The sequence below is a fragment of the Streptomyces sp. NPDC059455 genome, from assembly GCF_042750115.1.
GTDB lineage: Bacteria > Actinomycetota > Actinomycetes > Streptomycetales > Streptomycetaceae > Streptomyces > Streptomyces endocoffeicus.
The window spans coordinates 1-11,859 of record NZ_JBHYVB010000248.1; the positions used below are offsets into that span (position 1 = coordinate 1).

An 11,859-nucleotide genomic window follows, 5' to 3' on the forward strand; every position below is an offset into this window, starting at 1 on the left:
GGCCACCCTGGAGGAAGCCAAGCAGGTCGCCGACCACTCCGAGAGCTACGCGACCCGCCAAGTGCTGTACGTGCCGGAGGCGGCGCCCTCGGATCCGGGGTGTCAAACCGGGGGGGGGTTGGGGGGGCGCCCCCCCGTGCCGCCCCGCGCGCTCATGCCCGCATACCGGGCGGAATGATGACCGCCCGCAGCGGTGCCAGCAGCTGGTTGGCCTCGCCCGCCCCCTCGAACGTGCCCAGGTTGTGGGCCTGGCCGGGCACCGCCTTCAGCGGCTCCTCCCCGCAGCGGTCGCCGAACAGCACCAGGGCGGGTTGCGGGCGGTGCCGCCGCGACTGCCACACCAGCCCCTGCGCGTCCGGAACCTGACGCCTGATCTCTCTCGCCCAGGCGCGGGTCTGCGCGTACTCGTCCGTCTCCAGCAGCCAGGAGGTCTGGAACACCGCGGCCAGGTCCTCCTCCTCGACCAGCCGCACCAGGACCAGGTCCTCGGTCACCCGCACCTTGGACAGCGAGCGGGTGGCCGCCAGCGCCCACGGCACCTGACGCCGCCCCTCCGGCCCGGTGAACTCCATGTCCCGCAGCATCACCTCGGCGAGGGTGGTGGTCGGCTCCACGGCCGCGTAGAGATACGGATACCGGTCCTCGGTGGTGGCGTCGAAGCGGTTGCCGCCGAAGAAGGAGTGCGCGGGCCTCGGGTTGAACTCGGTGCAGGCGTAGGCCGTTTCATGGCACCTCCACAGCTCGGTGCCCGCGCTCAGGACGAACAGGTTCGGGCTCATGCGCGCGCCCTCGGGGGGCGCCTGCCTCACCATCCGCCGTCTCCGATCAGCGCGGCGGCGGCCTCGGTCAGCCGTGCGTCCGGCACCCGCCCCACCAGGGCGGCGGGCGCGTCGCGCAGCCAGGTGTTGCCGCCGAGCCACCAGTCGGCGGCGCCCCACGGGTCCTGGTCCGACAGCAGCATTCTGTTGATCCGCTGCACCACCGGCCGTGGCTCACCGGTGTCCGGGTCGAACTGGAACTCCGGGTAGCGATCGCCGCGTTCGGGATCGGACAGACGGATCAGCCCGGCCCCGGTGGGATCCTCGGCGGCCGGGCCCGTGAGCTGCTCCGGGCCCCGCGCGGGGGCGGTCAGCAGCCGCTGCCGTACCGCTCGGGCGATCTCGGCGCTCTCGGGGTCCAGCGTCGGCCAGTCCACGGAGTCCAGCAGCCGGATCAGCTCGGCCAGCCGGTCGGTGTCCGGCAGGACCGCGGAGGGCGCCGCGCCCCCGGACCTGAACTGGTCCAGCTTTCTGCGCAGTTCCATCTCGCGGGGGAGGGGCAGCAGCGCCAGCCGCACCTGCCGCACCGCACCGCGCACGGCCCTGGTGTCGTCTCCGGCGGCCCGCAGCCGCAGCACACTGTCCTGGAAACCGCCGAACTGCGCGGCGGTGAGCGAGGCGCGGATCTCCGGCAGATGCCGGCGCAGCAGCTCCAGGAGATCGTCGGTGGTCATGGCTGTCGTCCTTCCACGGGTGCGTGGGGAGCGGGGTTGCCCTGGTGGATGAATCCGGCCCAGGAGACGGCCCGGGCCAGACCCCCCGCGTCGCTCTGCGTCTCGGCCAGCAGAAGCCCGGTCAGTCCGGGGACGGGGTGGCGGTCGTGGTCGAGCATCCACAGCTGGGCGGCGCGCAGGGCGTCCGGCGGGGCCAGCCCGGCGACGGCCAGATGGTGGTGGAAGACCACCATCAGCGCGGCGGAGGCGCTGTCCGAGACCTTCCATCGCGAGCCGACCACATCCGTGGCGCCGCGGGCCAGCAGTGCGGTGGTCGGGGTCAGCGCCTCGTCGTGGTCACGGCTGCTGAGGTCCGTCTCGCAGGCGCTGAGCACGATCAGCGGCCCGGTGGCGGCCCGTTCCCCGGCGGGTACGTCGAGAATGCGCGTCACCGTCAGCCTGCCCGGGTCCGGGGTGTCCACGGGGACTTGGGCGTCTGCGGGGTCCGGGCCGGCCAGGTGGAGGGCCGAGTCGGTGGGCCGCAGCCCGGCCAGGCCGTGCACCACCAGATGCAGCAGCGAGGCGGCGGGCGCGGCCGGGCGTCCGGGGAGGTGGGAGAGCACGTCATCGGGCGTGCCCAGCGCGTTCTCGGGCGCGTCCTCGTGCCAGCCGTAGAGCAGGGCCTCGGTGTAGTACGCGGTACGAAGGGCCGTCACCTCGTCCTGCGCCCAGGTCAGATCCCCGCTGGGGTCGGCCACCAGCACCGCGCGCTCACTCGCGGGCACCCGGCCGCGCCGGGCGGCCCGCAGGAACTCACCGCCGGACGCGGCGTACGAGATGACCGCGCCTTCGCAGGCGTACGCGTACGGGCGCCGTGCACCGCCCCGTTGCCGGGGGAGGGGGAGGCGGGCGGCGTGCCACGGCACGGCACCGAGGTTGCCGCACGGCACGAGGACCAGCCGGACCGGCGCGTCGTGTGCCGCGGGCCCGTCCGCCGCTTTCCCGTGCCCGTCCCCCGCTTTCCCGTGCCGGTCCGCCGCTTTCCCGTGCCGGTCCTCCGCTTTTCGGTGCCCGTCCGCCGTCCGGGCGTCCAGCGCGTCCAGGACGGGGGCGAGGACGGCCGGGCCCGCCCAGTCGCACAGCCCCTCCAGCGCCGCTTCCCAGTCGCGATGGGCCTCGGCGTGGGCGTCCATGCCGTGCTCGGACACGGCCGACCGCCGGGCACCCGCGTCCAGATAGCGCTCCAGCGGCTCGCGGCCGAGCGCGCCGAGCCCCGGCAGGGGCAGCGCCGTCGGCTCGTCGGTGCTCCGCACCAGGACGGCCACGCCATCGGCGGTGCCCTGCCCGGGTACCAGATACACCAGGGCGTCGGAGCCGGTGGCGCGCAGCCCGTCCCGCAACTCCCCGATGGCGGGGGCGCCGAGCAGTCCGCGCAGCGGCGCCTCGCCGCTGTCCCGACGCAGTACGTCCAGGGCGCGGCGGCGCAGCGTGCTGGGGATCTCGACGCCGGGGGCGGCCCCGGCCGGCATGACCCGCGCGAGCGCGTTCCGGACCTCCTCCGGGGCACCGCCGCCGATGCCGGGCGTGAGTCCGCCGCCGGTCGGCGCGGCCTGGGGCGGGAGGTCCCGTACGGCGGTCCGCCACTGCTCGGCCAGCTCCGCCTCGCCCCGGGCGGCCAGCTGCTCGGGGACCCCGGCGGCCGCGGCCGCGGCGCGCAGCACCAGGCCCCGCCCGTTCTCCAGCGATGTCAGGGCCTCCTCGATCCGGCCGTCCACGGCGGCCCAGTGGGCGGCGAGCAGCCCACGGCTGGCCCCCGCCCTGGCCACCTCGAGGCCGTGCTCGGCGCCGAGTTGCAGCAGCACGTCCTCGGCCAGCACCCACAGCGAGGCATGGGCGGTGGCGACGGCCGCCCCTATGTCATCGCGCTCCCGGTCGTCGCGCAGCCGGTACGCCTCGGCCAGCTCCCACAGCAGCTTCTGCCGGATGTCCGGACTGGTGCGCTCGGTGAGTTCGCCCCTGGCCCGTTCCATCTCCTCGACCGCTTTCTCCAGGTCGGAGGGGTCGCCGGTCGACCTGTGGACGGTGAGCAGCGCCAGCCCGATGCCCTGCCGGATCCACACTCGCTGGTCGGGGGTCGAGACGGGGCCGTCCAGGGCCCGGCGGGCCCGGGCCACGGCCTCGGAGACCCGCGCGGGATCCGGTTCGATCATGGAGAAGAGGGCCAGCAGAGGCGCGCACTGCGCGTCCATGAGGGGCTGGGCGAACGTCGGGAGCCTCGGATGGTTCGCCGCCTCCTCGAAGTAGGCCACACCGGCCCGCAGCGCGGGGATCCCGCCGTCCAGCGTGGCCAGGCTCAACTGGGCCTGGCCGAGCAGGAAGAGCACCAGGAACTGCCATTCGCTGCTCTCGCCGGCCTCCTCCAGCAGGTCGAGCAGCTCGTCCAGCAGGTCCTCCAGCGTTTCGGTGTTTCGCTCGTCCAGCGCCTCGTTGAGGCGCAGCAGTAGGTGCATGCTCCGGGCGCACACCCTCAGCCCCTCCGCGCCGGGCCCGGTCGCGTGGGCGGATTCGAACACCGCGGAGGTGGGGCCGAAGAGCGCGTCGAGGCGGGTCCGCGCCTGGTCGCGGTCCGTGAGGTTGCCGCCCAGGACGTTGGCCGCGGCCAGCAGTCCGGGCGATATGACCCCGGCCATCCAGTCCACCCGGCCGGATCCCGTACCGGCGGCCGTGCCGATCAACTCGGCCGCCTCGGCCAGCCGGTCGGCGTCCCCCGTGCGCATGCCGTGCGCCATGCGGCTCATCGCGGCGCGCATCGCGGTCTCCGCCTCTTCACCGGCCGGCCCCTTGCTCACCTCATTGACCAGGGCCTCCAGATCCTCGGTCCGGATGGTGCCGGGCACTTCGAGCTCCAGCATGAGGGCGGCCTGTGCGAAGGTGAGGGCGGTGTCCTCCTCGGACTCCGCCATCGCCTTGGCCGCATCGACTTCGCCCGCCTCCCCGGCTCCGGAGAACTCGGCGGCCAGGCCGCTCAGGGCCCGCATCAGCTCGGAGTTGCGGCCCGGCAGCCGTTGCGCCATCTGCGTGGCCAGGTCGGCCATCTGCTCGAGGTCCCGGGAGCGCACGACGGCGGGCACCCGCTCGAGGATGTCGGCCGCCCAGAACAGGGATTCGGCGGCGTCTTTCGGGAGCGTCGGCGCCAGGTCGGTCACCAGACCGCGCAGCTCGGTCAGATCGGCGGTGAGCTCGGGGTCCCCCAACGCCACTCGGCGCCCGATGTCGAAGGACTCCAGGAGCCGGGACAGCGTGCCGTCCCATCCGGCCGTCATGGCGGGGGTCAGCAGCAACCGCACCAGGTGGAAGGCGGAAGCCCGCTCGTCCCGTGGGCCGAGCGCCTCAGGGGCGCGGGCGGCGCGCAGCACCCGCAGGCCCCTGCTCCGGTCGTCGTCCGTGGGATTGCGCCCGTAGCGCTCGGCGTACAGACCGCCGAGCCGGGCGCGTACGGTGCACAGCAGCGCGTCCCCGTCCGGTACGGCCGCCGCCAACTCGACTTCCAGGCCGTCGAGTTCGGTGATGCGTTGGTCGAGCAGGGCGGGGTCGGCGGTGGCGGGCGACCGAGTGCCGTCGGGCGCTCGCGTCGCCGTCGGGCCGTCGGACGAGCCGTCCGAACCGGGGTCTTTCGAACCGGGGTCTTTCGAACCGGCGCCGGCCGCCGGGCTCTCCGGTGGGGGCGGGGCGATGCACGCCAGCGCGTCGGCCGCGGCCCGTTCGGCGCGGTCACGTAATGCCGCGAGATCCCTGCCGTGCATGAAACGTCCCCCTTCGTCATGCCGCTCTCATCATCCGCCCGTCCGCGCGAGCACAGGAGTCCTTTGATCGCCCTTTCCGGAAACCGACCAGAAGACGTCCGCGAATCGCCCGGCCGGATACGCGGGTGCGGCGTCGCGTGAAAACTCCCGCGGCGCCTCCGCGCTCTTCTTCGTACGGTTTCCTTAGAATCGCTCGCATGTCTGATCTGGTGACTGATGAGCTGATTGACCTGCAAAAATCCGCTGATGCGGAGCATCGCCGGGTGTCCGGGCTGGACGGCGATGAGCGCCGGGACCAGTGGGAGCGGTGGCGCGCGGCGGCGGAGCGGGTGCAGGCGGCGATCACGGAGCACGCCGTGTCGGCCGGGTTGAGCAGATTCGAGGTGGAACGGGCGGTGAAGAGAGCCGTAAGACATCCGGAGGACTCGTCCGCGGCGTAGCCGCTCCCGGGGCGAGGGCGGCGTGGATGGCTCCCGGGCTCGCCGCTCTCGTACCGCCCCGGGTGACCCTCCCGCCGGGCACGTGCCACCGGCACAACACCGCCCATCTGCGGCAAAGGGGAAAACGGACATGCGGTGAATCGCGTGACATCCCGTCACCCCTGGTGAGACACCTTTATCGATGCGTGACCAAATGTGTGGGTGGCGTGCTCGGCCGAGCCCTACTCTCGCCGGTGACACAACGTTTCTGCACAGGATCCCCGCGGCGAAAAGGGTGGAGCGTACATGTACGGCACGATCGACGGGTTCAACTACGGGGCCGCCACTCCGCTGGCGGCCTACCTCATGGCCTGTCTCGGCGGAGCCCTCGGTTTACGCTGCACGGCCCGGTCGGTGCGGACCCGGCGCTCCTGGAGGGCGGGCTGGCTCGCGCTCGGGTCCGCGTCGATCGGCTCGGGCATCTGGACGATGCACTTCATCGCCATGATGGGCTTCCATGTGCAGGAGACGCCGATCGGCTTCGACATACCGATCACCCTTCTCAGCCTGTTCGTGGCGATCGTCGTCGTCGGCATCGGCGTCTTCATGGTCGGCTACCGGGGCACCTCCTCGGGGGTGCTGCTCTCGGCCGGTGTGTTCACCGGACTCGGCGTCGCGGGCATGCACTACATCGGGATGTCCGCGATGCGCATGCAGGGACATCTGGAGTACTCCGTGCCGACCGTCCTGCTCTCCGTCCTGATCGCGGTCGTGGCCGCGACCGCCGCCCTCTGGGCCGCCGTGACCATCCACGGCTTCCGCGCCAGCCTGGCGTCGAGCATGGTGATGGGGGTCGCCGTGACCGGGATGCACTACACGGGCATGGCCGCGGTCAACGTGCGGCTGGACGATGTGCTCAGCGCCTCCGTCGGCGGTGAGGCGCCCGCCTCGCTCATCCTCCCCATGCTGATCGGCCCGGTGATCTTCCTGGTGATCGCGGGGACCATCATCATGTTCGATCCGCTGCTCGTCCTGGGCGAGGGGGAGTGGAACGAGAAGAAGGCGGACGGTGCGCGCAGTACCGCGTCGCCACCACCGCCCCGGCCGGTCTGGCCGGCTTGGCCACCGGAGGAGGAGCCCGCTCGGGCCCGGACGAGCCGCCCGGCCCCGCGCCACGCCCGCCAGGAGTACCGCGACTGGTGAACCCACGACCGTTCCGGGGCACGGCTGGACCCGCGGCCGTTCCGGGGCACGACGAGGCGGCCGTGACCCGCGCGCGGAGCGGACACCGATCCGCCGCCACGGCCACCCCGCCGCACCCCGTGTGCCCTAATGGAACCGGTGCGTTCCCGACCAGCCGGGATCCCCGCTCATGGCGAAGCGCACCCACGCGCCGTGCATCTCGGTGGCCAGCGCCGGCGGGATGTCCGGTCCGAGCAGTCCGTTCGCCGTACGGAGGGCGGGCAGCTCGGTGGTGTCGAAGACGAACGGGAGCTCCACGGCGTGGCACGCGCCGAACGGCCCGCCCCGCCAGTCGAAGTCGTAGGTGAACGCCCTGTCGTAGCGGGACACCAGTCGCTCACGAGCTTCGCGGAAGATCGTGTCGATGGCCGCGCTCTGTTCCGGCCGCTGGTAGAGCAGCGACTCCTGGGTGTTCGTGCCCACCAGCAGATCCACCGGATGCGGCGGTGGCGCGTCGTCGAGCCCGTCGAGCACCACACCGAGCGGCGACAGCCTCGGCCCCGCGCCGGGCACCTCGGCGAGCGCGGACACCAGACGCTCGTCGGGGATGCCGGCGAACGCCTCGGCCGTGGCCGGAACGCCCAGCCGGTCCGCCAGGGCCCGGGTCGTCTCCGCCGCCTGGGCGCCGGTCAGGGCGTAGAGCCCACCGCTCTGGCTGATCGCGCCCCGGAACAGCCCGGCGGCCTCGGGCATCAACAGCAACGCACTGATGATCATCCCTCCCGCCGACTGCCCGAACACCGTGACCCGGTCCGGGTCCCCGCCGTAGTCCGCGATGTGCTCACGCACCCACCGCAGCGCCGCGAGCACGTCCAGCAGGCCCCGGTTGCGCGGGGCGCCCGGCAGATCGAGCCAACCCAGCGCGCCGAGACGGTAGTTGAGGGTGACGAGGACCACGCCGTCGCGGGCGAAGGACGTCCCGTCGTACACCGGCGCCTGGCCGGTGCCGGAGAGGAACGCGCCGCCGTGCACGAAGACCATCACCGGGGCGTTTCCGTCGGTCCGTGGCGTCCAGACGTTGAGCGTCAGATAGTCCTCGCCACGCACCCAGCCCGGGCCCATCAGCGGGCTCAGATCCGCCGGGAACCGCCGCTCGGGTGTCGGAGCCGTCGGCCCCTGCCCGTCGGCGCCGGGTGTGCCGGGTGCGGGGGGTCCACCGGGTACGGGGGTCGGCGCGGCGAACCGCGCGGCGCCGGTCGGCCCGGCCGCGTACGGGATGTTCCGGAACACGCTCACCGCCATACCGCCCACTCCTTCACCGCGAACCGCTCGCCGTCACGCCGCACTTCGGCCGCGCTCGCACCGGGGAAGTGCGCGGGGAACAACAATGCACCCTCGTCCGCGGTCTCGCCCAGCACCCGGCGCCGGGAGACCCGCGCCCGGGGCTCGTCCTCGTCGAAGCAGGGGCAGGCGTCCGGCTCCACGATCTGCAGCGGGCTGTGCATCAGATCGCCCACGAAGACCGCCCGATCCGTACCCGACCGCAGCCGCACCACGGCGGAGCCGGGGGTGTGGCCGGGGGCGGACTCGATGCGCAGCTGGGCGTCGACGTCGTAGTGGTCGCCCTCCCACAGCACGGTCTGCCCGGCCTGGTGGACCGGGGCGACGCTGTCCTCGAACACATTCGCCATCCGGGGGCCGGAGCGGGTCCGGTGACCGTTCTCCGGGTTCCAGTAGTCGAAGTCGACGCGGGGGATCACATACTGCGCGTTGGGGAAGGTCGGCCGCCACTCACCGTCCGCCCATGAAGTGTTCCAGCCGACGTGGTCCCCGTGCACATGGGTGCAGATCACCAGGTCCACATCCGCCGGGCGGACCCCGGCCGCGGCCAGCTCCCCGAGGTAGTTCGTGTGCAGATGGTGGAAGGGCGGCATGCCCGGCCGCTCCCGGTCGTTGCCGATGCCCGTGTCGATCAGGATCGTCCGGCCCTCGCTGCGGAGCAGCCAGGTCTGGATCATCGTGCGGATCTCATCGGCGGCCGGGTCCAGGAATTCGGGGGCCAGCCAGCTCTCGTGCGCGCGCCAGTGCTCCGGGGCCACGTCGGGAAAGATGAAGCCACGTGGCAGACCCCTCGGGGCCACCTCTACCACGCGGGTGATCTCGACGTTTCCAAGCGTGATGGTGTCCATGTCTCCAGCCTGCGCGTCGGCGGGCGCCGGCGGTATCGGTCATCTGACTGCACCACGGGCTAGAGTCGAAGGATGACCATGGTCGGGCGGGAGAAGGAGAGCGCGGCCGTGCTCGGTCTGACCAGCGGTGTACTGATCCTTACGGGTGAACCGGGCGCGGGCAAGAGCACCCTGCTCGGCCTCGCGGCGGATCGTCACCGGGGCCGGGTGCTGCGGATGACGGGCAGCGAGAGCGAGGCGAACCTGACGTTCGCGGGGCTGCACCAGCTGCTGCGGCCGGTGCTGGGGGAGACCGCGCGGCTGCCGGGGCGGCAGCGGTCGGCGCTGCTGGGGGCCATGGGCCTGGGGGACGACTTCGGGGGCGGTGGTTTCGGGCAGGCCGAGCCCGACAACGCCCATCTCGGGGAGGCCGAGCCCGATAACGCCCACCTCAGGGAGGCCGGACCCGACGGCGTCGACACCGGACGCGGCGGCCCGCCCGATCGGCTGTTGCTCGGGGTCGCGCTGCTCACGCTGCTGTCGGACCTCGCCCGGCAGTCGCCCGTCCTCGTGGTCGCCGACGACCTTCAGTGGATCGACGCCGGCTCGCTGGAGCTGCTCGCCTTCGCCACCCGGCGCATCGGCGACGAACCCCTCGCCGTACTGGCCGGAGCCAGGGACAGGGCGGGCGAGGGCGCCCGGGGCGGGGCCACGGCGCCGTTCTCCGGCTTTCCGCTGCGCACGCTCGACCCGCTGGACGCGACCTCTGCGGGCCTCCTGCTGGACCGGCAGCCGTATCCGCCGACCGGCAGCCGCCGGTTGCGCATCCTCGACCAGGCCGCCGGAAATCCCCTGGCGCTGATCGAGCTCGCCCGGGCGAACGGCGCCTGCGGCGCGGACCCGGCCGGCTCCGCCGACGGGGAGCTCCTGCCGCCCACCGACCGTCTGATGCGGGTCTTCGCCGCCGACCTCGAAACCCTGCCCGAGACCACCCGGCAGGCACTGCTCCTGGTCGCGGCGGACGACCGGGCGGTGGCGGGCCGGGTCGAGGTGCTGGCCCCGGCCGAGGCCGCCGGACTGCTGCGGATCACCGGCGGCGGCCGCGACGGCTGGCGGGCCCGCTTCCGGCATCCGCTGATCAGATCCGCCATCTACCACTCCGTACCACTGGCCGCCCGCCGTCAGGCCCACCGCGACCTCGCCACGCTGCTCGGCGCCGAGCCCGACCGCCGCGCCTGGCATCTGGCCGCCGCCGCGGAGGGGCCGGACGAGGAGATCGCCGCCGCGCTGGAGGAGTCGGCGGCCAGGGCGCGGGAGCGTGGCGGATACACCGCCGCCACCACCGCGCTGGAGCGGGCCGCCGAGCTGAGCCCCGGGCGGCGCGACCGTGCCCGCCGCCTGGTGGCCGCGGCGGGTGCCGCGGTGTCCACCGGACAGCCGCACTGGGTGCGCCGGCTCGCCGCGCAGGCCGCCGCGCTCACCGACGACCCGGAGCTGTCTGCCGAGGCATCGCTGCGCGTGGGTCAGGTGCTCACGCTGAGCACCGAGCACGACACCGCGATGTCCTTGCTGCTGCGGGCGGCGGAGGATCCCAAGCTGCGCCGGGTCGCGCTCTCCTCGGCGTCGGTGGCGGGCTTCTACTCGGGCGACGAGGAGTACCGCCGCACCGTACGGGCCCGGGCTCACGACGACCCCTGGACGCTCGCGGTGACCGACCCCACCGCGCACCGGTCCGAGCGGGTGGCGGCGATCCCGGCGCTGGTGGAGCGGGCGGACGGCGACCCCGCCCGGCTCATCTCGCTCGGCGCCATGGCCTGGCTGCTCGACGAGACCGCGCTCGCGGTACGGATCTTCGACGACGCCCTCCACCGCTGGCGGCTGGGCGGCTCGCTGCCCATCGGTCTCGGCTGCTCGGCCGGGTGGTCGTACCTGGACCACGGGCGGTGGGCGCAGGCCCGTACCGCCGCCGTGAACACCAACTCCGCGGGCGCCGGGCTGCCGCACCTCGACGCCGCCGCACGGTCGCTCGAAGCCACCGCGCCCGCGCACTGCTCGAACCGTCCCGGGCCGAGCCGCACTTCACCGCGGCCCTCGCCGAACCGGCGGGCGGCCAATGGCCGTTCGAACGCGCGCAGATCCTGCTGGACCACGCCGAATGGCTGCGCCGCCGCCACCGCATCACCGAGGCCCGCCACCAGCTGAACACCGCGCTGGAAACCTTCCGCCGCCTCGGCGCCCCCTCCTGGATCGACCGCACCCAGGCCGAACTGCGCGCCGCCGGTGTCGAATCCGCCCCGGCCGGCCCAGATGCCCTCACCTCGCTCTCCCCGCAACAGCAGCACATCATCCGCCTGGCCGCGCAGGGGCTGAGCAACCGCGAGATCGGCGAACGGCTCTTCCTCTCCCCCCGCACCGTCGGCTCGCACCTCTACCGCAGCTTCCCCAAGCTCGGCGTCACCGCCCGCTCCCAGCTGCGCGACCTGATCGAGGCGTCCGGCCGGCCGTAGTGGCGGTGGCCACGTGCGCTTCCGGCGATCGCCACCGGCAGGGCAGCTCCACCTCGATGACCGTCGGCCCGCCGCGCGGGCTGGTCACCGTCACCGTTCCATCGAGCGCGGCGACACGGCGGCGTATCCCGAGCAGCCCCAGGCCATGTTCGGCGCCATGTCCGGGGCCACGTCCCGAGCCACGTCCCGGGCCACCCGTCTCCCCGGCGCCGGGCCCGTCCGCGCCGGGCCCGCCGGGGGCGGGGGCGGCGCCGGCGCGTCCACCGGGACCGCCCGAGCCCCCGACCCCGCGGGGGGTGGGGGCCCAGC

Annotated in this window: 9 protein-coding genes; 4 read left to right on the forward strand and 5 right to left on the reverse strand. The window is 73.7% G+C overall.

Annotated features, from left to right (window positions below; genetic code table 11):
• Positions 1-152: 152 nt before the first annotated feature.
• Genes ACFXB5_RS47055 through ACFXB5_RS47065 form a run of 3 tightly spaced genes read right to left on the reverse strand, consistent with a single transcriptional unit; the run spans position 153 to position 5,274 of the window.
• Positions 153-779, reverse strand: coding sequence for an RES family NAD+ phosphorylase (locus tag ACFXB5_RS47055; protein ID WP_385220448.1), 627 nt, complete (start codon positions 777-779; stop codon positions 153-155).
• 26 nt (positions 780-805) lie between these two features.
• The gene (locus tag ACFXB5_RS47060; RefSeq protein ID WP_385220451.1) at positions 806-1,492 is read right to left on the reverse strand and encodes a hypothetical protein; all 687 of its coding nucleotides are present in this window, start codon (positions 1,490-1,492) and stop codon (positions 806-808) included.
• Complete coding sequence (locus ACFXB5_RS47065) at positions 1,489-5,274, reverse strand: CHAT domain-containing protein (protein ID WP_385220454.1); 3,786 nt, start codon at positions 5,272-5,274, stop codon at positions 1,489-1,491. The genes ACFXB5_RS47060 and ACFXB5_RS47065 overlap by 4 nt, the downstream gene beginning before the upstream one ends.
• 197 nt (positions 5,275-5,471) lie before the next feature.
• Between ACFXB5_RS47065 and ACFXB5_RS47070 the strand changes: the two genes are divergently transcribed.
• Together ACFXB5_RS47070 and ACFXB5_RS47075 are read left to right on the forward strand one after the other, a co-directional pair.
• Positions 5,472-5,714, forward strand: coding sequence for a hypothetical protein (locus ACFXB5_RS47070; RefSeq protein ID WP_385220457.1), 243 nt, complete (start codon positions 5,472-5,474; stop codon positions 5,712-5,714).
• 285 nt (positions 5,715-5,999) lie between these two features.
• On the forward strand, positions 6,000-6,896 hold the full coding sequence (locus ACFXB5_RS47075) for an MHYT domain-containing protein (protein WP_385220460.1): 897 nt from the start codon (positions 6,000-6,002) through the stop codon (positions 6,894-6,896).
• A gap of 126 nt (positions 6,897-7,022) precedes the next feature.
• Here the strand turns inward: ACFXB5_RS47075 and ACFXB5_RS47080 are convergent, their stop codons facing one another.
• Entirely contained in the window at positions 7,023-8,177 is a 1,155-nt protein-coding gene (locus ACFXB5_RS47080; protein WP_385220463.1) for a carboxylesterase family protein, read from the reverse strand.
• Positions 8,168-9,064, reverse strand: a complete 897-nt coding sequence (locus ACFXB5_RS47085) for an MBL fold metallo-hydrolase (protein ID WP_385220466.1) — start codon at positions 9,062-9,064, stop codon at positions 8,168-8,170. Before ACFXB5_RS47085 ends, ACFXB5_RS47080 begins: the two co-directional genes overlap by 10 nt.
• A 72-nt stretch (positions 9,065-9,136) precedes the next feature.
• On the opposite strand from ACFXB5_RS47085, the gene ACFXB5_RS47090 reads away from it, so the two are divergent.
• Both ACFXB5_RS47090 and ACFXB5_RS47095 read left to right on the forward strand, forming a co-directional pair.
• Positions 9,137-11,245: an AAA family ATPase gene (locus tag ACFXB5_RS47090; protein ID WP_385220468.1), complete on the forward strand. Its 2,109-nt coding sequence runs from the start codon at positions 9,137-9,139 to the stop codon at positions 11,243-11,245.
• A 164-nt stretch (positions 11,246-11,409) separates the two neighbouring features.
• Positions 11,410-11,550: a response regulator transcription factor gene (locus ACFXB5_RS47095; protein ID WP_385220476.1), complete on the forward strand. Its 141-nt coding sequence runs from the start codon at positions 11,410-11,412 to the stop codon at positions 11,548-11,550.
• Positions 11,551-11,859: the final 309 nt, after the last annotated feature.